The sequence below is a fragment of the Mesomycoplasma hyorhinis ATCC 17981 genome, assembly GCF_000383515.1.
Classification (GTDB): Bacteria; Bacillota_I; Bacilli_A; order Mycoplasmatales; family Metamycoplasmataceae; genus Mesomycoplasma; species Mesomycoplasma hyorhinis.
Window position 1 is genome coordinate 1 of record NZ_KB911492.1, and the last position, 24,195, is coordinate 24,195.

Sequence of the window (24,195 nt, forward strand, 5' to 3'; positions counted from 1 at the left end):
CAGAATCAGGATCACAAGAAGCAGCTCCTAAATCTTCAGAATCAGGATCACAAAAAACTACTTAAAAAGAAATTACAAACAAAAAACCCAATATTTGTTGGGTTTTTTGTTTTTTAAAAGCTTTTTTCAATTAGAATTTTAAATTATGAAATTACAAAAAATTAGTATTATAGGTTCAGGAGCTATGGCTACTGCCACAGCCAAAGTTATTTATGATTCAGGATTTAAAAATATTTGAATTTATGGAATAGATAATGAAGAATTAGAACAACTCTCACAAGGAAAAAATTTAAAATATTTTCCAAGTTCTACACAAATTCCACATTTTAATACAAGTAATAATTTAGAACAAATACTTAATAATGTTGCTTATATTGTAATTGCTTTACCTTCAAAAGTAGTAGATGTTGTATTTAAACAAATATTACAATTAACTAATAATGAAGTGTATATCATTAATGCATCAAAAGGTTTTTATCCAAATACTTTTTTATCTTTACAACAAGGAATGCGTCAAGAAGCTAAAGATAATAAATATGTAAAAGGAATAGTTTCTTTGCTAGGACCATCACATGCTGAAGAAATTATAAAACAAGCTCATACACTTGTTTGTTTGGTTAATAAGGATAGTAATATTTCCAAACAAGTACAACCACTATTTACTAATTCTTATTTTCGTACTTATTTAGTAGAAGATGAAATAGGAGCAGAAATTGGTTCAGCATATAAAAATATTTTAGCTATTGGATCAGGAATGCTTTTTTCAAAAGGATTTGGTATTAATACAGTAGCAGCTTATTTAGCACGTGGGCTTTCTGAAGCAAGAAAATTAAACTCATTCTTAGGTGGCCAAGATACCACTTTAATGGGTCTAACAGGTCTTGGTGATCTAATTGTAACTGCACTATCTGACTTATCAAGAAATTATTCATTTGGATATGAATTTATCCAAGATAAACAAAAAGCTTTACAGACAAGTAAAACAGTTGAAGGCTTAGTTGCACTTGATAATGTAATCAAAATTGCAAAAACCAATAACCTAGATTTACCAATTGCTTTATCCCTTTATCAAATTATCTATCAAGATCATAATTTAGATGATATTATCAAAAAGCTTTGAAATAGAAATTTGAAATTAGAAGATTAATAATAATAATAATATTGTAAATAAAAAAACTCAGAAAGTTAGTTAATATACTCACTATCTGAGTTTTTATTTTAAAAAAAATTTAAAAAAAATCTTTGTATTTTAAAAATTAATATATAATAGTGGGGAATAGTGGTAAAAAGTAGATATGTATGGGACAAATTTAAGAACATTAGATGAAAAAAATAGATTAGCAATTCCTAGCATTTATCGCCAAGAATTAGGTAATGTATTTTATATTAGTCTTAGCTTAGATCAAGTACTAGAAATACGTTCTGCCGAAGAATTTGACAAAATTAAGAACAAAATCTCACAAGCAAACTCATTAAACAAAAATATTCGGAACTTTGCAAGATTTTTCTTCTCTAATACAACTCAGGTTTCTCCAGACAAACAAGGAAGAGTACTTTTACCAAAGAATCTACTAGAACTCTCTGCTATTCAAAACAAAGAGCTCATACTTGTTGGAGTAGGGAAAAAATTAGAAATTTGACCAAAAGATAGATTCAATCAACTACAAAGTCAATTCCAAGATGCTGATAACATCGAAACTCTTGAAAAAGAACTATTAGAATCTGGAGTTGAACTTTAATGGATCATATACCTGTTTTGCTTGATCAAGTGATTGATCAGCTTAATATTAAAGAAGATGGTATCTATTTAGATCTTACTTTAGGACGTGGTGGTCATTCGACTCAAATTTTAAAAAAACTTACTAGTGGCAAGCTTATAGTCTTTGATAAAGACAAACAAGCAATTGAACAAACAAAAGAAAAACTCTTAAAAATTTCTTCAAATATTGAATTTATTTGATCTGATTTTAAAGATTTTGATCAAGAACTAAAAAAACTTCAAATCAACAAAGTAGATGGTGTATTACTTGATTTAGGAGTATCTTCACCTCAGTTAGATCAAGCCAATAGAGGATTTTCATACAACAAACAAGCTCGTTTGGATATGAGAATGAATCAAGCTCAAAGCTTTTCAGCTTATGAGTTAGTAAATGAATACTCAAAAGAAAAATTAGTTAATATATTCACAAATTATGGACAAGTACCTTTTGCAAATAATATTGCTGAAAATATTGTAAAACTAAGACCTATTACTTATACAACTGAACTTGTAGATATAATTAAACAATCATTACCTAACTTTGTACTTAGAAAGAAAAACCCTGCTAAAAATGTTTTTCAAGCAATTCGAATTGAGGTTAATCAAGAACTTGAATCACTAAATATCTTTTTATCCAAAATAGATAAATTCTTAAAAAAAGATGGCAAATTAGCAATTATTACTTTTCATTCTTTAGAAGATAAAATTGTTAAAAACTATTTTAAACAATTACTCAAGCAAAACCAAACTTTATTTTTTGAAACAACCCAAGCAAAATATTTAGTTAAAACTACTTGAGCAAATCAAAAAGAAATAGATAATAACAAACGTGCAAAAAGTGCTAAATTAAGAGTGCTCACAAAACTTATAAATTAAAAATACTTTAATTTTCTATATAAAAATTAATTGAAAAGATAACATGAGAAGGAAAAATGTCAAATAACAACCAAAACTCTGAAGTAATCAAAGCTAAAATCATCGCTATAGGTGGCTGTGGGGCAAACATCTTAGTGGATTTTCTCAAACATAGACAACTTCAAGATATTTCTTATTTGTTAGTAACTACCAAAACAGGAAATAATACGTTAAGATTTTTTAATCCTTCACAAACTATGTTATTAGATGACAAAAGCTCAGAATCAGGATTTGAATTAAATCCGATTCAAGCTGAGCGGGCAGCTCTTTTAGCAGAGCAAGATATTAAAAAACAATTAGTAGATACTAAACTACTATTTATTCTTGCCGGTATGGGCGGAGCAACAGGGACTGGAGCTTCACATATTTTTGCAAAAGTAGCCAAAACTCTGAAATCTTTAACTATAGCTATTGCTATCCAACCTTTTGATTTTGAAGATAGTAAAAGGCTTTCAAGAGCTTCTGAAGGAATTAAAAAACTACAAGAAAATTCAGACGCGCTAATTGTAGTTTCCAATTCTAAAATCGCGGAGCTATACAACGGCATAAGTATTTCAGATTCTTTTACAAAAGCTAATCAAATTATTTTTGATATTATTCAAACTATTATTGATTTAATTAGTAAACAAGCTTTTGTAGAAATTGATTTTTCAATCTTAAGAAAAGCAATTAGAAACCACAAAAAATTGTTCATAAATTCAGGCTTAGGATTTGGAAAACAAAATGGTCAAAGGGCCAAAAGAGCAGCTCAACAAGCATTGATTGATTCAGTTATTGATTTTGATTTTAAATTAACTAAACAAGTAATTATAATAATTTCAGCTAAAAATTCTTATTCAGAAGAAAAAAGAGAAATCATCAATACAATTGTTCAATTTCTAGAATCTAAAGGTGCACGTAATTTTGAATACTCTTGTGGTATTTATTTAGCACCAGAACTAGATGAAAACATTAAAGTAGGTTTAATCATCTCAGGTGATGAATCACATTTAACTCTTACATCACAAATAAATCATAAGATCCAAGAAGAACCACGTACATTTAATAAACACTCTAATAACTTAGAATTTGAAGATGATCAAGATGCACAAGCATCACAAGGTGGCGATGATTTATCAAATCCCTTTGGAGCTGATTTTTAAATCACATAAGTTCAAAATCTAATCACCTACAACAACAAAACCATTAATTTATTTATAACACTTATTATACAAAAAGCCAATTGAATTTAATAAACTAGCAAACTCATAAGTACAAAACGAGGTCTATGAAGTTATGTACCACAAATGCCAGTTTAGAAAAATAAATTGGTTTTTTGTTTATTTTCAAACATTTTTTTTACTTTTGTTTTAAAATTTTAGCTATGATAAAAATCGAAATTAAAGATGTAAAAGATGGTGTGTTACACACAGAATTTGGAAATGCTAATTTAGGTGGTAAATACAAAAATACAGTTAGTTTTCCTTTAAAATGAAGCAAAGTTAAAGGGGCTAAGTCATACGCTATTACTTTAATTGATCTAGAAGCAACAGGAGCTATGGGAATTATTTTTATTCACTGAGTAGCTGCTAATATTAAAACCAATAAACTAGGATGGGATTTTTCATTTCAAAATAGGGATAAAATTTTTCAATTTGAAAATAGTTTAACAAATAAAGCAACAAAATATTTACTCCAAGCACTTTATAATGACCATCCAAACGGTGTTTATTTTGGTCCATTTCCTCCTGATCAAGATCATAACTATGAACTACGTGTTTATGCTTTAAATGTAGAAGACATTTTTTTAACAAATCCTGAATTAAAAAAGATGGATTTATTTTATGATGATTTTTTAAATTTAATCGCTAACAAAGTAATTGATCAAGGTTTTACTACCTTTTTATATCGTGCAAAAACAAAAATGAATCAAGATTATCATCTAGAGCAATTAAATCTTAGCCAAAAACAATTAAACGCTCCGTTAGCAAAAGATCAGCAAAACTTTTTTGCTACTGAAAAAATAATAGATTTTGCCATATTCTCTGATTCCTTTAGCAAAATTGGTGATGATACCTACTTATTAGAAACAAAAAACGTAATGAATTTATCTAAAGAAGCTCAATTTCAAGCTGAGGAATTAGTGTTAAAATGAAACAAACTCAATGATGTTAAAGAATATGTCATCATACTTTATAGCACAGCTGAAAATACAACTCTTGGCGTCTCACTTGTTAAATGAGTAAAAGTAGGAATTAAAACATCAGATTTTGCAAATGATCTCATTGTTTCTTCACAAGCTAAAGAAAATGTAAAAATTTCTACTTCTTTTGCTTCAATTAGTTTGGCTAATATTGCAAAAGCAGCGCAATTAGATCCAAAAGCATTTGATTCAATTTTAAATGGATATGGATTAGCATATATTCCATCACTTTCAAATAATCAAGGAAACCATCTTCTAAAAGTTTATGGTTTAAATCAAGAAATCGATTGATTACAATATCAACAAGAATTAAATCGGGAGTTAAATTTAGCGGATGTATATAGGAAAATTAAATCCAAAGTAATCGCTAAATCAGAAAAAGTAATCAAAATTAAACAATATTAATACAAAAAATTACTCTCTTAAAAATATGAGAGTAATTTTTATTTTTTAAATAATGAATTGCTCAAAATCCTTCATTTTCTTCATTGATTTTGTTTTTGTGTGTGAATTGATACGGAGGAAAATGAAAAAATTAGATATACTATTTCATCAATATTTTAAAAACTGAATATATTTGTATAAAAAAGATTCTATAAGATCAATTAGCTTTCAAAAATATCAAACTACATTGGATTGAATTCTTAAATTAGCTCCTGATCTAAAACTAAAAGAAATTGATAGATACAAATATCAAGAAATTTTAAATACGTATGCAAAAGATCATGAAAAATCAACAACACTTGATTTTCATCATCATATTAAAAGAGTTTTACTCGATGCTTTTGAAGATGGATTTATTAAAAAAGATCCAACTAGAAATGTTGTAATCAAAGGCAAAACACCAGCTAAAAAAAGGCCGAAGTTTTTAAGTTTATTTCAACTACAATTGTTATTAAAAACTCTTGATTTAAGAACAACAATTAACTATGATTGATTAATTTTATTAATTGCTAAAACAGGACTTAGATACTCTGAAGCAATTGCCGTTACACCTGCTGATTTTGATTTTACAAAGCAAATTTTAAACATTTCAAAAACTTGAAATTACAAAGAAGACGGTGGTTTTCTTCCAACTAAAAACAAATCTTCTATAAGAAAAATACCGCTTGATTGACAAACTTGTTCACAATTTTCAACTTTAGTTGCTAATCTACCACAAAATCAGCCTATTTTTTTATTTAATCACAAAATTTTTAATTCAACAATTAATGAAATACTACATAAAAAATGTTTTTCAGTTAACATCCCACAAATTTCTTTACATGGATTAAGACACACTCATGCTTCTATTTTACTCTACGCTGGTGTTTCTATTGCTTCGGTAGCTAAACGTTTAGGTCACGCAAGTATGAACACAACAGAAAGAGTTTATTTACATATAATTAATGAATTAGAAAGCAAAGATATCGACATAGTAATGCGTTCTATTTCAACACTAATTAACTAATATTAATAAAATCAATTCACGCAATAGAAAAACAAAAGGAAACCCTTTTGTTTTTCTAAATTATTTGCTTGTAAATAGTTTTTTACCTAATTTTATATATTCTTCAATATTTTTATTAAAAACAGCAAAAGCTTGTTGGTAAATCTTATCATCATCTAAATCCACTCCTGCGTCTTTTAAGATCAATGCAGGTCAATTAGATCCTCCAGCTGATAAGAATTTAGCAATATATTGTTCAAGAGCTTTGGTTCCTTGTTCTTTATATTTTTGAAAAAATACATTAGCTACGATAAAACCAATTGCATATTTGTAAACATAATATCCATAATAAAAATGAGGAACAATTACTGAATAAATATTTTGTGGTTGATTAAGTTTGTGTTTTTGTTTATTTGTTTCATATTGGTTTAAAACATTAACATAAACTTTTTCCATTTCACTATAGGAGTTAATTGGAACCCCTTGATCTACTAGATTGTAAAGTTCGTATTCAAATTGTGCTCATTGAGTTTGTTTAATTACTGTTTGGTAAAAATCTGAAATTGCTTCTTCTAAAAGACTAAATTTAACTTTATTGTCTTTAGTATTTGAAATTACGTAATCATTTAACATCAATTCGTTAAAAATTGAAGCTATTTCAGCTAAAAAGATAGGATAACTAGCTTGGGCATACGGTAGTGATTTATCAGAATAATATGAATGCATAGAATGTCCTAATTCATGAGCTAATGTTGAAACTGAATTAAAACTAAAATCAAAGTTCATTAAAATATATTTTTTATTTACTCCATATGTTCCACCAATTGAATAAGCGCCACTTACTTTGTTATTCACATTGTAATAATCAACTCATCTTTTTTCAAAGGCTTCTGTAACTACTTTTTTATACTCAGAACCCAAAGGTGAAATTGCTTTTAAAACAAAATCTTGTGCTTCTTTTACTGTGTAGTTTTGTTTGATTTTGACCAATGGTACCAAATTATCTCAAGGTCTTAAATTTTTGTTGAATCTAGCTTTAAAAAAGCTTTTTTTCGCAGCTCTGAACTTATTTACTCCTTTTGCATTTGCTTGCACATTTTTAAAAAGTTTTTCTAATAAAGATTTAGAAATTTTATCAGGATAAATGCAATACTCAACTAATGAAGGATAATTTCTAATTTTAGCTTCGGTAGATATTTTTTTAACATGTTGGTACAAAAGTGAAGAATAAGTTTCTTTGTGAACTAAATATCCTTGTAAATAATTTTTATAAGCTTGTTCTCTGACATATTCGTCTTTGTTTTTTAACAATTTGCTATAAGTTGAAATAGTAAGTGGAAGAGATTTTTGTTGCCTTGTTTTTACTGATTTAAATTTAGTTTCAGAGTTGTTTAAAATTGAAAAAGTAGAATCTAATTCAATGTTTCCAAAAGAAGTTTTAGATAAATACTCTTCTACTTCATCTGCTAATTTATGTTTTTTAGATTCAATTAAAAAATCAATTTTCTTTTTGTAAATTTTAACTTCTTCATTATCTTTTCAACTCATAACTTTGTCAATATTTTGAAAAAATAAATTTTCCACCGAACCTAATTGTGATTCAAATTGTGAAATTTTATAACTAAATTCACCAAAATATTTGTTAAAAAGCGGATCAACTAAATTGGTATTTAATTTATTAGAAATATAATTGTGTAATTTGTTTGTAAAAATAGAAAAATCTTCAAAAACTTTTGTGTATTCTAAAAAGTTTTTAGCTGAATCAAATTGAGTATCTTTTTTTGCTAATATTTGTTCTTTATAAATATCTATTTGCTTGAGATGTTCTTCAACTGATTTATTTTCTAGTAAATCTTCTAAATCAAAACGATATTTTAAAGGAATGTCTTCATATTTTTTATATGTTTTCATAATTTACTCTTTCTTTTTGTTTTTAAAATTTTACTAAATAATAAAAACTAATCAAGGAATTTTTCTTGATTAGTTTTTGTTTTAATGAGGAATTTTATACTTAATTATTTGCTTCTACAGGTAAACCTTTTGTATTATTATTAATATCAAAAGCAAATTGGAGTGAGAAGGTAAATGTACTTCCGACACCTCTTAGTCGAGAAATTGTTCAGTAAGTATCTACTTCCATCAATGGTACAATTGGAGCACTTTCTCTTAATATTTTTTCAAATACAGCAATTAATTTAAAGACTTCAATTGAGTTTCAACCCTCACTTTTTTCTTCAGGAGTAAATACTCCGTTAAAAAAGGCATTGACTCTTTCGTTGTAATCAGTAGTAGATTCTGAAAAAATTGGATTTGTGATTACATTACCGTTTATATCTGTTGCATAAACTGGTTTTGAATCTTTGTATTGTTTAATTACTGGTTTAGTTTTTACTTTTTTGGTTTTTGGATCGATTTCCATTTTTCTTGTAATTAATTCTTTGAATTTAGATAAAAATTTACCTTCAATTTCTAAACGTTTTACTACTTCTTCTTGTTGTTGTTTAGTAAGTGACATTCATCAATTTTGATAAGTAAATGAAGAAGAAGGATTGTAAACTAAACCATTGAATTTATTATCTTCTGGGTTAATTTCATCAGCTGTAAAAAATGCAGTTATATAACCTTGTGCTGTAGAACCAAAAGTATCAAAGTTTTGTGTTGTAAGATCAAAATCACCACTAATTATTCTTTCTTTGTAAATATTTTCAGGCAGAGCAACTATATCAACATCAATAAATTTATTAAATGCTCGATTTATTTGATCTTGGATTCCAATTGCAATTCCGGTTTGACTAGCTCCTGAATAAATAAATTCTAGTTTTATTTGTTTTAAATTTGGATGTTTTGCTTTGAATCTATTCAAGTAAAAATTAGCTGTTTTTACATCATATGAAGGATCTTTACGTGAGACGTTTTCAAAATTATAACTTTTAGCTAAGTGATCAATAAAAGGTAGTGATTGAATTGGGAATTCTTTTTGTTTTCCATTTTCAACGTATTCAGTTTTAAAAGTTTGTCCATCAAAAAATGTTTCAAGATTAATTCCACGTTCTGTTTTTGCTTGACCAAAAGCTGTTCAAGTTGTAACTCCAAATGAAGAATCCAACTGTGATAATTTAAGCATAGCTTCACGATTAATAGCGTAATAGATAGCTTTTCTTAAATCAGGATCTTGTAAATAACTATTTCCTCTTTTAGAATGATCTAAATTAAATTGCAGAGCAATGGTTCCATATCCTTGGGATTTTTCCATGTATTTTCTACTTGCTAACTCAGATCAAAATCTCTTTTGAAAAACTGGTGAAATTTGTGAAAAAGCAATATAACCATCAGAGAATAAGTTAGATACTAATTCAGGTTGATCAGCAAAAAAGACTTTGACTTCATCAGGAACAGTTTTATCAGCTGAATAATAAGAAGCTCTTTTAGTTAAAAGCATATTTCCTTGTGGACCTAGTTTTAAATCTTTAATATCAAAAGGTCCATTTCAAAGAAATTTAGAAAGTTCTGATCCTAAGTCATCTCTGTTTTTTAAATCATATTCAACAAATTTTCTATTAATTGGTAAAAGTAAAGAAGAAGTTATTACTCTAGCGTATAAATCGGTTAATGACTTTGGTGCTGAATCTTCAAATTCAATTCTTAAATCATACTCATCAGCTGCAAAAGCATCATATTTTGCAGTAAGTTCTGGACCATCAAATTCTTGTAATGGATCTAAAAATGGGTTTTTAGTTAGTGTTTTTGTAACTTGTTGGCCTTTATCATTTAAAAAGGAAATTTGTGTTGAATTAACAGAAAATGAAGGATTTAATGCTTTATTGTCTTTTAAAATTGTTCTTATTTCTTGATTGGAGAATTCATTGAAAATTCTTCCTGTATAAAGACCTATTGATCTTGCAATAGTTTGCATTTTTTTAACTAATTCTTCATCACCTTTGTTTTCAGATTGAAAAATTGGTTGGGATTGATCCTCGACAATTTGTCCTTCTTCATTTTTTATGAATCTTCTTCTACCAAAAGGATTTTTATAAATAATTCCAAATTGTTTTAAGTAATCATTTTGCACATCTCTCATTGCTCTGACATTTTTAATATCCATATTTAAGAGCTCATTTAATCTAGTTGAAGCTGTGTTGGTATCTACGATGTATAAAATAGTATCAATAAAATCTTGTGCTTTTACTGGATCACCATTTGATCATTTAGAAGCACCTTTGTTTAAATGTGATAAAAAAGTAACGTACTTATTTTCAGAGTTTTGAATTCCAATAAATGAAGGGGAATTTTGCCCAGAAGGAGCTAAAACTCCTGTGGTAACTCCAAAATTAGCAATTGGATAACTACTTCCTTGATCAGTAATAGCGTCTCTATTTTTTAAAATTTTTGAACCCACTGTTTCTGGAACACTACTTTTGTAGTTTTCAAAAGTAATAGTTGGTAATTTTAAAATATTTCCAATTGCGGTGTTAGCAGCTGGTGCTGTTTTTACTAAACCTTCAACTAATGATGGCATTATTTTAAATGTAGCATTAGATTTTATATAGTTTAAAGTGTTAATAGGAGGTATAGAAATTCCAAAAGATGCTAATTCTTTCTTTGCATCAGAAGAGTTAAAGTTATTAGTTTCACTAGCAGGAGAACAAGCAAGAGCTACCAAAGGCGAAAAAAGCAAAGAAGATGATAGTAATAATTTAATTTTGTTTGATTTTTTCATATTGATTCCTTTTTTTAACTAAATTGACTCTTAATTGTTATGAAGTATTGATTATCTTTGGTTTTTTCTATATAAACTGGAGCTTGTGTATAAATTTTTCCATTTTCTGCTAAGTAAGTTGTATCCGCTGGTAAATGTAATAAACCTTTTAACTCATTTTTGTTTTTATCTGCAAAGAAAATTCTTAATCTTTTTTCGCCTTTAACACCTGGATTAATTAAAGCATTAGAAAAAGTAGATAAAATGGATCAGTTAGTTACTCAAGAAGCATATCCTTCATCTTTTAATGTTCATTTAGAAGATTCATCTGCTTGACGTTTAAAGTAGAAAATGTTGTTTGTGTTTTCTTTTTGTACTTTTAAGAAATATCTTTGACCAGTAGTTGGATCTTCAAAAGCTAAGTATTCAAGCTTGTCATTATCAGCTAAAGTGTTGTATCCTCAAAATGCAATTTGATCTCTTAAATGATCTCTTCAAAGTGAAGAAATTGTTTGTCTTCCTATACCTTGTGATTCTAATGTATAGTATCAAACAGCAGAAGCTCTATCTGTTACTTTGTTACCTTTGAGATCTTTAATACTTATGTTGTCATCTTTAATACTTTCACGATTTTCATCATAAATTTGTCAATCAAGTACTTTTCTTTGGAAACGATCTTTGAAGAACCCATTATTTGAATAATTAGTAAATCCAATGTAGTTTTCTAATCTTACATATTGTTGAGTTGATCTATTTAGTCTTACTTTTGGCCCAACTCCACTATATGCATTATCTTGTGCAAAGGGTCCATAGAAAGTTTTTCAAAGGCTATCTAATGCTGAAACTGTTGGAGTAATATATTTGTTAACTTGATCAGAAGCTATTGCATCTATTTTACTGATTTCTTCATCGGTTTCTTGAGTTTGTTTTTGAATTTCTTTTTTAATATCTAAAATTTTAGCTTTTTTATCATCATCTAATCATTCGTAGTTATCTCATTTTGCATTTTTAAATGCTTCTAATTTGTTTTTTTGTTCTTGAGTTTGTTCTGATTGTCTTTTTGAAATAGCTGCTTCTATAAGTACTTGTTTATCTTGTGCTGCAGCTCTGTAAATTTTTGCTAAATCTGCATATTGTTTATTTAAATCTGATTCAAACATATGAACATAAAAGTTAGCAATGGATGGATTAGATGTAAAATCATAACCTAAACCTTTTCCTTGTGATAGAGAAACAGGATTTGTATATGATTGAAGTCATTTTTTAGAAAAACTTGGATCAACAAAGAACTCATAACCTGTATTTTTTTCAGAAAATCCATTTAAATATGAAGGGATATTATTTAATGTAGTAGTTGAAGGAAGATAAGTTGTTTGTACTAAATCTCTAGTTAGTGATTCTGCATAATTATAAACATAATCAGAGAAGAAATCGCTTACTCTATTTTCAAATCTTGATGAATTAAATTTATCTATTGAGCTAAAGTTCAGATCAGTTGTGAAATATCTTGTTGAATCAGCTAATTCTCTATATCATTGATTTTTAGTTGCTAAATTTGAATATGTAAATAAATCTTTGGTTCCTATTAAATATTGAAGTTCAAATAATCTAGCATTGGAGATATCAATATTTTTATCTTTTAAATAACGTGATAATAATCTATTAATTCTTGATTTTGAAGCGTCATCTTTTTCTATATTAGATTTTAAAATACTTGCAGTATCTAAATTTAAAGAATTAGTAGTATCAATTTGTGAAATGTAATCAATTCCGATTCTACTTTGGCTTGCTAATGCTTCTTGAAGTTGTAAAATAGAAGGGTCAACGTTATACATTGTATCTATTCCATTAGATGCAAGTGCTTCACCTCTGCTTAAATCTATAGTGTTAAATCCACTATAACCTACATTAGATAAGAATAATTGATCAATATTTTTATTTGTGAATTTGTTATTTTTAATTAATAAATTAAATGAAGATTTTTCAAATTTATCCATTAATTCATTTGCAGTATTTTGCACCATATCTTCAAGTTCTTCATCTGTTTTATCACTAAGAACTAATTTTAATTTTGCAAGTAATTCTGCTTTAGTTTTTATTGTAAAATCACCATTAAATAGAGGTTTTTTCTCTTGTTCTAAAATATAGTTGTATAAATCAAATTTAGTAAGGGCATAATCTACATCTCAAGTACGATATAGTTCTTGATTATCATCTTGAGCTATTCTAAATTTATAAACATCAATTGAAATAAAATCTATAAATGAAGCCAAAGTTGTAAAGACTGTTTGTTGTTCATTTTCTTTGTTTTTAACAAAAAAGTTTTTGTCAAAAAATTCTTCTTTATCTCAATTATCTAGATAAATTTTAGATTTATCAAGAACGGTTTTACCATTTTCTACTTTAGATTTAAAGGCAAATTCACCTTTTTGCCCAAAGAATTTAGTAGTTATATCTTTGGTGACTTGTTTTCCTGTAGCAGTATCTTTCTTTTTCAATTGGCTTTCTAAAAAATCATAATCAAGATTTAATAATTGTCACAATGAAGATTTAAGAATGGAAATTTCTGTTCTTGAAGTTTCTGTTCTAGGCGCAGTATAAGTAGCATCTAAAATAATTTTGGCATTTGAAGATTTTAATTTTACTAAGTAATCATATTTTGGATTTTGATAATACTCATTATCTCCTATTTTAATTACTTTTGCCATTGGCATAGAAGCACTTGTTAGTGATAGTAATTGCTGTCTTCTTCTTTCTCCTAAACTATAATATTTGAAATATTCTTTTAATAAATTAAGGAAAAATTCAACATCTTTTTTATCTAAATCTTTATTTGTAGCATTGTTATGGATTTTTACAGAATCTAAAACTTTATCTGCAACTATGTCAAATATGCTTGATAAATCTAAGAAGTTTCTATAAATTGATAAACTTGTATTAAGTTCACCATATTGAGTACCTTTCAATTTACTGTTAATGTTGTCTATAACTTTAGATTCAATAACTGATCTTTGTTGACGTGCTATAAATAAAATTAGATTCATCAATTTGTAAAATGAAGAACTTCTTAATGAAACTAAATCACTAAGATTAGCAAATAAATCTTTTTCTTTTGCATCTGAGTAAAAACTATCTTGTTTTATTAAGTTTTTTTGTTCTGGAGTTAACTTATTAAATGCTTCATCATTATAGTAACCATATTTGAGTTTAAAAGCATTTAAATCAAATACTTTACCTTTTTCATCTTTATTTCTAAAGTCAATTTGATCACTTTGTGGATATGAATAATTAGAATTATTTCCTAATTTAGTTCTGTAATCTTTAGTAAATGAATCAAAATTAACTTCAACATTAGTTTTTGGATTAATTCGGCCACTTAGATTATAGTAATAGTAATAAATGAGCTTTATATATTCATCTTTAACAGTTTTATTTTGTGAATTACGTACTCCTGCTATTCTTGATTCTACTACATCTTGAACTTCTTTAGTTAAATCTAAAGTTGAGTTATTGAGTTTGCTTAAATCAAGACTAAAAGTTAAATTTTTTTCTTTTGTGTCTTTAAAATCGTCATAAGAATAGAAAAATTCTCTAAGGTTACCATTTAAAAACTGGCTTAAAAAAGTTCAATATTTACTTGCATTTGCTGGATTTTTAGAATTAGCAACTCCATCGCTAGTTTTAAAGTTTCATGTGGAAATGCTTGATGATGTATCTCATCCATTATTTTCATATTTTTTTATTAATTTGGAATTAAATGAACTTGTTAATTTATCAATTGCTTTTTTTAATTCTGAATAAGATGTTGGATCATCAAAAGTGTTTATATCAATTAAAGGTCTTCCATTTTTGTAAAATAATGTTGGTTTAAAGTTTTTAAACTTCATTATTTTTGGATCAGATTCTGAAGGATATGTTTCATATGTTCCTGCAATAATTTGACCTTTGTCATCAAATTTAATGATGTTTCCTTTACCATCTACTAAAGATCTGTTGTAAAGATTATTAATATCACTTCCTAAAATATAACTATCCGGCGCTTTACTTAATTCTTCTAAATTACTGTTATCACCAAAGAGATTATCTTTTATTTCATTAAATAATTTTTGTTTTTGTAAAAAACTTTCTAATTTTTGATTTAACTGTGCTAATTTGTCTTGAGCAGCTTTGTTTGTATTTTGATCTTTTGATGCTTTTAATTGTTCATTTTGTTGAGCTATTTGTGCTTGTAAATCACTTACTTCAGTGTTTATTGCTAAAAGTAAAACATCTACAATGGATTTGAATTGAAGTAATACTCAATCTTGAGGGAAAAATCCTTCAGGAATTTTTGTTTTACCTGTTCCAGAAGGTAAAGTTTTATATTGTTGAGATAATAATTCAATATTTTTTTCTAAAGATTCGATTTGTTCTTGAGTAACATTTTCAAATCCTGCTTGTTTATTTTTGGCTTTTTCTAATAAAGATTTAAGTTGTTGAACTCCATATTTATTAAGATCATCTAAAGTTTCAATTTTAACTTGATCAAAGATTTGCTCCACACTAAGAGATTTAACATCAAGATGTCGCTCTAATAAAGTAAGTAATTTTTTAAAATTTTCAGCATTATTTACTAGTGATTGATAAGTAATAAGTTTGGTTTGTAAAGCTAATTTAGATAATTGTTCTTGATTATTTGGTTGATTATTTGCTTGGTTTTGTTGATTAGAATTTTGTTGTTTTTGTTCTGCTTCTAGTTTTTTTAACTCAGGTTGAAACTCTTGTACAAGTTCATCAATTAATGAATTAAATGAAGAAAGATTTGATTTGTAAAACACTGCAAGTGCTCTTTTTACTTTTGCACGATAAATGGATTTAGCTTGATCTTCAGTAAAATTATTATCCAATTTTGCGCTTGCTACAATGTTAAATTCTTTTTCAAAAATTTGTTTTAAATCATCAAAAGAAATATGAAAGGTTTTATCTTGATTTTTTTTGTTTGCTTGAGATAATACTTTATCAAGAAAATCACTTACAAAAGTAGCAAATTTTTCTTTATCTAATTTTTCTTTAGAAACAGGTGGAGTTAGTTCTAAATCATGCAAGCTAACTTGGGCATTTTGTGCAAAAGAGTCTTTATTAGCAATACGTGAAAGAACTTCATTACCTAATTTAAAGTACTCGGAATTTCCTTCGATTTTAGGACTAATTGTTCCTGAATCAAAATCAAATGCGTTTAATAAATATAAATCATATAATTTAAGATTTCTTAAATCAGCAGCTGTTTTTAAATTTTCAAAAGATTGTAAGTATCTTCTTGCTTTGTTATCGATTAAATCTTCAGTGGGTTCTCCTGGACGAGATCCAAAAATATCTTTTTCTGTTTCTCAACGTTGTGGAATGTCACCTTTTGCTTTGTTAAATGTATAGTTAGAATACAAACCATTAGCTGATGGTTCATATGTTGCATTTGCACTTCTTATTTTAAGACCAGAAGATCTTGCATCTAGGTAAAGTTGTAAGATATCTTTGTTATATAAACCTTCAGCTGCAATTCCACCACTTGTTAAAGCAGCAGCTTGAATTGCTTTGGATTTTTCAGAAATATTTTGGGCATATTGAAGTGTTTGGTGATGACCATATTCGTGTTGTCCAACGTATCTTAAATAGTTTATTCCGGTAGTTTTAAACTTATCTGAACTAGCTTTTAGTAACGAAATGAAAGAAATACGATCTGTTGAATAAAATCCAGTATATTTTCCATCCGCTATTGAATAAGTTATTTCACCTGTTGTTGGATTAATTGATTTTTCTAAATGTGTGCCGTCAATTTCAGTTGCAACGTATGGATCATTTTCTAAAACTGTATCAATTAAACCATCGTAATAATCAAGAAATAGTGTGTAAGTTTTTGTGGGTTTTAAATCAATAATTTCATCATTTTCTTTAATTATTCTTGGAGTTACTCTATCAAAGTAATTAACTGATCATTTAAAAGTTCTAAATTCTTCTTCAGCTTGTTTTAAATCTGGATTGTTGCTTGCAAGATTAATTTCTTTTACAATTGTAAATTCAGCATCTGATTTAGCTTTAGCTTCTGGTTTAGCATTTAAAGTATTAACCAAATTTAAAGCAGCATCCACAAAAGAAGCAAATGAAGAAATATTAGTTTCTAAAGTTTGTTCAGTAACAGATGTAACACCATCATCTGTTGAATCTAAATAGGTGTTATTAAGTTCTGCTTCATCTAATTGTTTATTTCAAAGCTTTTCTAATTGTAAAAGTAAAGCGTCGATATTTTGTGAATTTGTAAGATTATGTTTGGTGTAAAACTCTTTTAATTTAGTTAAATGTTTTTGTAAAAATGAAACTAAACTTGGATCAGTTATTGATAAAGTTTGAGTTTTAGCATCAAATGAAAGAGCATTTAATAAATTAGGAAGTTTTGAATTTGGAGTTTTTTGTAAATCAGTAAAAGTTTTTAAAACTGGTGTTAATTTAGTTGAAAATGTTGTATCTTTTGCAAATTGTTCTAAATATGTTTTATATTTATCTTCATCTGTTAGTTTAATTTCTAAGTGATCTTTGTCTTTTTTAACAACATCTAAAATTGAAACTTTTTTTAATTTTTTAAAATCAAAATCTTCACCATAATTATCTTCAGCGTATTCTAAACTTTGGTGAAATGTAGTTTTTTTACCATCTTCGTAAAGGTAAATTGTATTTCCTTTTGTAGATTGGAAATTATAAAAATTTCTAAATCCGTTAGTTGCTAATTTTTCTAATTGCGGTTGTGTTTCTTTAATAAATTCAAGAAGCATTAATGAATTTAATTCATCTTTATTAGTTCCATTTGCTAAACGATTAATTCTAAAATTGTAACTAAATTTTAGTTGTTTTTGATTTTGTGAATCTCTTTCTTTTTTAGTGTCAAAATCTGGATTTGAGATTACAAAATCAACAGTTTCTAAATATTGTTCAGGTACATCATCTGGATATAAACGATATTGTTCTCAATTAGCATCTCTGTGTTTGTTGATTAATTTTTCAATTGTATATTCTTTATCTACTTGTGTTGTATCAAGAACAACTTCAGGATTATTGGCCAAAGATATATTGTGATTTTTTGCAAAAATGTATAAAGCTGTTGTAAATTTAGCAACTAATTGCTGATGTTTTGCACTTGGTTCGTCTTTATCACTGAAAGCATAAAAATAAGTATCTTCTGGTTTTAATTTAAGAGCTTCAAGTTTTTTTAACTCTGCATCGTAATCAACATTAAATGAAATGTCTTTGTTTAATCCAGTTGCTTTTTTAGTAGGAGTTATCACTTCAACAGAACCATCAGCTCTGGTATTTTTTATAGAAACTAAATCTGGATCATTTAAACCATTTTCAAACACAGGTTGTTGTGCTTTAATTGTTTGTTGTTGACTTTGTTGTGTTGCATTTTGTTTTGCTTTTTCCAATGTTGCTTTTAAAGCATTATAAAGACTATATCTGTGGATTTTTTTACCTAATAATAAATCAAGACCAACAACACCACCAGCTGTGAATTTATCTGGATAGTTAGAAATTACTAATCTTTGCGGAATGGTTTTGATATATTCTTGCAATTGTTCTTTTGTAAAAGCAAGTGAATTAAATTGATATGTTAAACTATCAGGTCCATTTCCTCTTCCTGCGTAATTAGAAGCTAAAGGAAGAGAACCAAAGAATGCATCAGGGTAAAAAGTAATATTGGTTTCTTCTTTTCTTTTTCCTTGATGTTGCCCCAAAGTTATTGCATTTCCATTTACTATAACTCCTTTTTTAAGGGTAAATGAAGAAAGTGAAAGAGTTTCTGGTCCTCAGGAAACATTTTTAATAAATCATTTTGCATAATCCACAAATTCTTGAGGACTTAATGCTTCAAAATATTCATTAATAAATGTCATCAACCCTATTTTTACTCTAAAGATAGGAGTCTGGCGATTGTGAGTTTTTAAAAATCATAAACGAAAATCTTTAACTGACATAGTCATTTTACCATTTACTCTTTGTTGTAAAATAACCATTGAATTTTCATTTTGAGGATTATTTGGATCTAAGTTAGAATCGAATTTTGCTACAACTTGTCCTACAGAGTCAAGAAAATCTGCAGAACTTACTTTAGTTAGGTTTGTTACTGCATTTGAATCACTTTGTTCTAATTGCAAGTGATAAACACCTAATTCATTATGCTCTCCGTATAATTTAATTCCACCAATAACAGCTCCTGATGCAGCTACAACTGAAGTCGTTGCTATTAAAAACTTAGCTCCTGCTGTTAATTTTTTCATGTTTTATAAACTCCTTTTTTTCATTGAGAAACTTCGTCTTTTGTAGCTAAAACGAAGTGATTATTACCCAAATTAACTCACTCTGGTTGATTATCTTCTGAATATTCATGAATTTGCGGATCATATACATAACCAAGTAGTGATTTAGATGTTGAATCAATCGCGGGAATAGCTTCCATTAATGATTTAGTATAAGGATGTAGAAAATTTTGCATTATTTCTTTGGTTGGACCTATTTCTAATAATTTACCTTTGTTAATAACAGCTATCCTATCCGAGATGTACTCAACCATTCTTAAATCATGGGAAATAAATAAAATTGTTAAATTATATTTTTGTTTTAAATCTTTAAAAATATTAATAACTTGTGCTTGAATGGAAACGTCAAGAGCAGAAATTGGCTCATCAGCGATTAATAATTTTGGTCTTAAAACTAAAGCTCGTGAAATACCAATTCTTTGTTGTTGACCACCGGAAAATTCTAAAGGAAAACGCTTTAGTACACTTTCGTCTAGACCAACGGATTTTAGCATCTCTAAAATCAATTCATACTTGAGTTTTGCGCTTGAAAGTGCTTCTTTTTCCTTTCTAGTTGCTTGTGATTGTTGTAAATATGCTTGAGCTTTTTGAGTGTTTTGTTCTGCTAATTCATTAAGAAATTTAACATAGAGATAATCGTAAGCTAACTCTTTGTTTTCTTCTTCTAATTGGAAAAACTTATTTAGATATAACTCTTTTGTATGTTCTGATCAGTTGTTGTCTTTTGCTAGAATATCAACTAAATTTCGAAAAACATTTTCATCAAAATTTTGGAGAAAAATTTTTTTAATGCCACCTTTGGTTTTAAGCTCTAAATTATCAATTCCTTCTGAAACTACTTTGAAAATGTTTTTATGAGGATTTAGTGAACTAACTGGATCTTGAAAAATCATTTGTACATTAGCTACTAAATAATTATTTAATTTTGAATTAATTTGTGTTGTTTTATGCGGTAATGTTTCGCTACCTATAGTAATTGAACCAAAACTATGTGAAGTCAAAGCAGCTAGTGCTGAACCTGTTGTTGATTTCCCACTTCCTGATTCACCAACTAGTGAGAGGATTTCTCCTTTGTAAATATTCATATTTAAATCAGAAATTGCTTTTAGTGTATTTTTACCACTCCCGTAAGTAATATCCACACTTCTGAATTTAACTAATTGTTCTTTTTCTGGATATGCATCTAACATAGCTTGAGTACCTTTGGTTAGTCTTCTTGCTACTGTTTTATTTAGAATTCCATATTTTTTAATTCGATGTTCTAAGTAAAATTTATCTTCCATATCTTCCTTCATTTTTAAAGCTATTAGTTGAATTACTTGAATGTGTTCTTGCTCATTGTGCTTGTTTTTGAGCAATTAATTCAGGTGGATTTACTTTTGGTGCTTTTGGATCAAGTAGTGCTGATTTTACCCTGTGTGTTTCAGATAAGTAATAGAAATTAGGTTCTACATAAAAATCTTGTTCAAGAGCATAATCATTTCTAACTGCAAAAGCATCTCCAACGATTTCGTTTAACGATGAAGGCACAACTCCACGAATTGTTGAGAGTCTACTTCCTTTGTTTAAATCTGGCATAGATAAAATTAGCCCTCAAGTATATGGATGTTGTGGATTGTTTAGAATTTCATCTCTTGTTCCTTCTTCTATAACTTGACCTGCGTACATAATTGAAATATAAGTAGCAAGTGAAGCAACAACTCCTAAATCATGTGTTATGAAGATAATTGTAATTTTTAATTTCTTTTGTAAATCTCTTACAATATCTAAAACCAAAGCTTGCACTGTAGTATCTAAAGCTGTTGTTGGTTCATCCATAACAATGATTTTAGGCTCAAGTGATAAAATAGCTGAGATAACAACACGTTGAATCATTCCTCCAGATAATTCATGTGGATAAAGTTCCATTACTTGTTCTGGATTGTTGATTTTTGTTAGTTTTAAATATTCAATTGCTTTTGCTTTTGCTTCTTTTTTGGTCTTAACAATTCCGTTAATTAACATTCCTTCTGTAATTTGTTTTCCGACTTTTTTAGTTGGATTTAAAGTGGAAATTGGGTTTTGAAATACAGCTGAAATGACTTTTCCACGGTAATTAGACAACTCTCAATCTCTAAAGGAAAAATCTTGCACTTCATTGTTAAATAATTTAATTGATCCTTCTTCGATTATTGCATTATTTCCTGTTAAACCATACAATGCTGAAGTAATAACTGATTTTCCAGATCCAGATTCACCAATAACTGCATGAATTTCACCTTCGTAAAATTTAATTGAAGTATTTCTAATTACTAAAGAACGATAATTATGAATTGCTGGATTACTAAAGGACAATCTTAGATTATCAATTTCAGCAACGATTTTCTTTTTACCAAAGGAAAAATTTTGATATTGGACATTTTTTGCAAAAGATTCAAAATCAAAATGTTGTCTATTATATGCTAATTTAAAACGCTTTTGTACTCTTTGTAAAAATGGTGTTTCGGCTCTTCTTTTTTCTTTAAGAGCTTGTTTTTTCAAAGCAAATTCTCTGGATTTAAACTCATCAGTTAAAGCTTTGATTCTTTTATCTTTTAATTCTTGTGAATCTGCTGAATTTTGAATAGCTTGTAACTTCGAAGCAAAATCTGCAACATTTTTTTCTAATTTCTTTTCAAGTCTTAATTCAATTTGATTCACTTTGGGATTCATAGCAATTGTAGTTCTTAATTGTTGCATTATCTTTGTCTCCTTAATGAATCTTGAAGTGCATTTCCTATCATTTGCACAGCTGATGTTAATAAAATTAGTAAAAATGCTGGGATTAAAACATATCTAGGATATAGTGTTACAATTGGTATTCCATCATTAATTGCATTACCTAAAGTTGGTACATTTGGCAATGAAAGCCCTATAAATGCTAATCCAGTTTCTCCTAAAATGGTTCCTGGTATAACAAAAACAACGTTAGTAATTAATAAAGGAATAATTAAAGGTACGAAGTTAAAAAGAATTTTTCTATTTGGAGTTCCAAGCACTCTAGATGCTGAAACTCAAGTGAAGTTTTTAGCTCTTTTAACTTGAGCTCTAACTTGATTAGCTAATCCAATTCATCCTGTAATGTTAAAAGCAAAAACTAATACTCAAAATGAAGGTTTTAAAACAAGTGTCATTAAAATTAGAATTAAAATTGTTGGTACGTTAGAAACTACTTTGATTACAAAGGTAAATACTTTGTCAAATATACGAAAATGACCCATTAAAACTCCAAAGAAAGTTCCAACAGCAACTTCAATTATTGCAACAATAATACTAAGAGCTAAAGAAAAACGAAGTCCATGTCATAAAAATGCTCAAACATCACGACCTAGATTATCAGTTCCTAAAATAAAGTTTTCAGTAAAGTAATTTAAGTTTTTTTGATTAGGTCTAGTTTCAATTGGATTTCCAGTAGTAAAAGGAAGAATTATTGCCAATAAAATTAGAAAAGCTATGATAATTACACCAAAAACACCAGCAAATGAACGAGAAAATCTGTTGATAAAGTCTTTAAATGCATTTTGCTTTGGTTGAAAAAAGTTTCTATCAAAAGCTTCTGCCTCTTTAGACATTAATTTTCATTGTTGATAAGCCAATGGTTGTAAAACTGCATTTGGTGCTGATACTTCTTTTAAATATTGACTAATTGAATTGTTTTTTGTAATGGTCATTATCTTGCCTTTCTTCTGATTCTTGGATCTAATAATTCATAACTTATATCTCTTAATGTATAGGAAATAATAGTAAGTAAAGAATAAATTGAAACTAAAAATAAAATAATATTAAAGTCTTTTGCTTGGATGGCATCAATTAAAATTCCCCCGGACCCTGCAATTAAGAAGATTTTTTCAACAAAAACAGAACCCACAAACGAACCCAAAACAACACCAGGGAAAAATGTTGCTATTGGAAATAAAGAAGCTTTAAGTGCATGTGTTCAAACAAATCTATTTCTTGTTAAATTCTTTAAATATGCAAATTTAGCATGCATTGAGTTTAATTCATTATTTAATTCATATCTAATATATCTAACATAAGAAACAATTGAACCAATCGATAGCGCAATTGCTGGTAAAACATACGTTGCAAAATCTTGAAAATCAAATACATAAGGTATTTTTGTTGCTTTACCGATAATTAATAGAATTAAAGAAAAAACAAGTGAAGGTATTGAAGATAAAACTGCAATTGCTACTGTTGAGAAATTATCTAAAAACTTTCCTGGATTTTTACCTACAAATATTCCCAAAGGCACTCCAATTGCTATTGTTAAGAACACAGAAAAGATTCCTACAGAAAATGAAGTTAAAAATCTTTGTCAAATAAAGGAGTTAATATCCACTCTAGGTCTTAGAGTTAATGAAATTCCAAAATCTAGATTAATAAAGTGTCATAAATAATTAAAATATCTTTGAATCAATGGTAAATCAAGCCCATATTTAGCTAATTCAGCTTTTTTTTGCGCTTCAGATAATCCTGTTAAAATTCCTAATTCACCTGGTGTGGAATTTATCAGGAAAAATACAAGAGTTATTACTATTCAAGCTACAACAATAAATTCAAGCACTATTTTGAACAATTTTCATAAAAACTTTAAAATCACCGAATCTTTTGAAAATAATTCTTCTCAAAAACTCGTCCTTTTTCTAATGTGTGCTTTACTTAAGTTAATTTGATTATTATCAATTTCAATATTTGACATTGATGAAATTTCACTTGCGTTGGCAAATTCTTGTTTTGGTTTTTGGTTTTTTGAAAATTTTAATTCTATTTTTTTTGTTTGCATTTTATTTCCTTTTTTTAAAAATATAAAAAAACACACTAATAGATTTTATTAGCATATTTTCTTAGTAATTA

13 protein-coding genes are annotated in these 24,195 nt (G+C 27.6%); 6 read left to right on the forward strand and 7 right to left on the reverse strand.

Annotated elements, in window-relative coordinates; all coding sequences use genetic code 4:
- The first annotated feature begins 145 nt into the window (after positions 1-145).
- The 6 genes from F801_RS0102270 (at position 146) to F801_RS0102295 (ending at position 6,306) form a co-directional block, all read left to right on the forward strand.
- Positions 146-1,147 (forward strand): NAD(P)H-dependent glycerol-3-phosphate dehydrogenase, encoded by a 1,002-nt coding sequence (locus tag F801_RS0102270; protein WP_013302177.1) that lies wholly within the window; start codon positions 146-148, stop codon positions 1,145-1,147.
- A gap of 148 nt (positions 1,148-1,295) precedes the next feature.
- A complete protein-coding gene (gene mraZ / locus F801_RS0102275) occupies positions 1,296-1,739 on the forward strand; it encodes a division/cell wall cluster transcriptional repressor MraZ (RefSeq protein WP_013302178.1) in 444 nt (147 codons plus the stop codon).
- Entirely contained in the window at positions 1,739-2,635 is an 897-nt protein-coding gene (gene rsmH, locus F801_RS0102280; protein WP_020104588.1) for a 16S rRNA (cytosine(1402)-N(4))-methyltransferase RsmH, read from the forward strand. Before mraZ ends, rsmH begins: the two co-directional genes overlap by 1 nt.
- 56 nt (positions 2,636-2,691) lie before the next feature.
- Positions 2,692-3,816: an FtsZ/tubulin family protein gene (locus tag F801_RS0102285; protein WP_013302180.1), complete on the forward strand. Its 1,125-nt coding sequence runs from the start codon at positions 2,692-2,694 to the stop codon at positions 3,814-3,816.
- A 221-nt stretch (positions 3,817-4,037) separates the two neighbouring features.
- A complete protein-coding gene (locus F801_RS0102290) occupies positions 4,038-5,261 on the forward strand; it encodes a YbhB/YbcL family Raf kinase inhibitor-like protein (RefSeq protein WP_014335467.1) in 1,224 nt (407 codons plus the stop codon).
- Positions 5,262-5,382: 121 nt separating this feature from the next.
- Complete coding sequence (locus F801_RS0102295) at positions 5,383-6,306, forward strand: site-specific integrase (RefSeq protein ID WP_020104590.1); 924 nt, start codon at positions 5,383-5,385, stop codon at positions 6,304-6,306.
- A gap of 60 nt (positions 6,307-6,366) precedes the next feature.
- On the opposite strand, the gene pepF is transcribed toward F801_RS0102295, so the two are convergent.
- From pepF to F801_RS0102330, 7 genes are all read right to left on the reverse strand, one after another.
- Complete coding sequence (pepF, locus tag F801_RS0102300) at positions 6,367-8,196, reverse strand: oligoendopeptidase F (protein ID WP_014335466.1); 1,830 nt, start codon at positions 8,194-8,196, stop codon at positions 6,367-6,369.
- A gap of 100 nt (positions 8,197-8,296) precedes the next feature.
- On the reverse strand, positions 8,297-11,002 hold the full coding sequence (locus F801_RS0102305; protein ID WP_020104591.1) for an ABC transporter substrate-binding protein: 2,706 nt from the start codon (positions 11,000-11,002) through the stop codon (positions 8,297-8,299).
- A 14-nt stretch (positions 11,003-11,016) separates the two neighbouring features.
- On the reverse strand, positions 11,017-19,281 hold the full coding sequence (locus tag F801_RS0102310) for a PDxFFG protein (protein WP_014335464.1): 8,265 nt from the start codon (positions 19,279-19,281) through the stop codon (positions 11,017-11,019).
- A complete protein-coding gene (locus tag F801_RS0102315) occupies positions 19,269-20,603 on the reverse strand; it encodes an ABC transporter ATP-binding protein (protein ID WP_014582507.1) in 1,335 nt (444 codons plus the stop codon). The genes F801_RS0102310 and F801_RS0102315 overlap by 13 nt, the downstream gene beginning before the upstream one ends.
- A complete protein-coding gene (locus tag F801_RS0102320) occupies positions 20,593-22,038 on the reverse strand; it encodes an ABC transporter ATP-binding protein (RefSeq protein ID WP_014335462.1) in 1,446 nt (481 codons plus the stop codon). Before F801_RS0102320 ends, F801_RS0102315 begins: the two co-directional genes overlap by 11 nt.
- Positions 22,038-23,009: an ABC transporter permease gene (locus tag F801_RS0102325; RefSeq protein WP_013302188.1), complete on the reverse strand. Its 972-nt coding sequence runs from the start codon at positions 23,007-23,009 to the stop codon at positions 22,038-22,040. Before F801_RS0102325 ends, F801_RS0102320 begins: the two co-directional genes overlap by 1 nt.
- On the reverse strand, positions 23,009-24,124 hold the full coding sequence (locus F801_RS0102330) for an ABC transporter permease (RefSeq protein WP_014335461.1): 1,116 nt from the start codon (positions 24,122-24,124) through the stop codon (positions 23,009-23,011). Before F801_RS0102330 ends, F801_RS0102325 begins: the two co-directional genes overlap by 1 nt.
- Between the last annotated feature and the right edge of the window lie 71 nt (positions 24,125-24,195).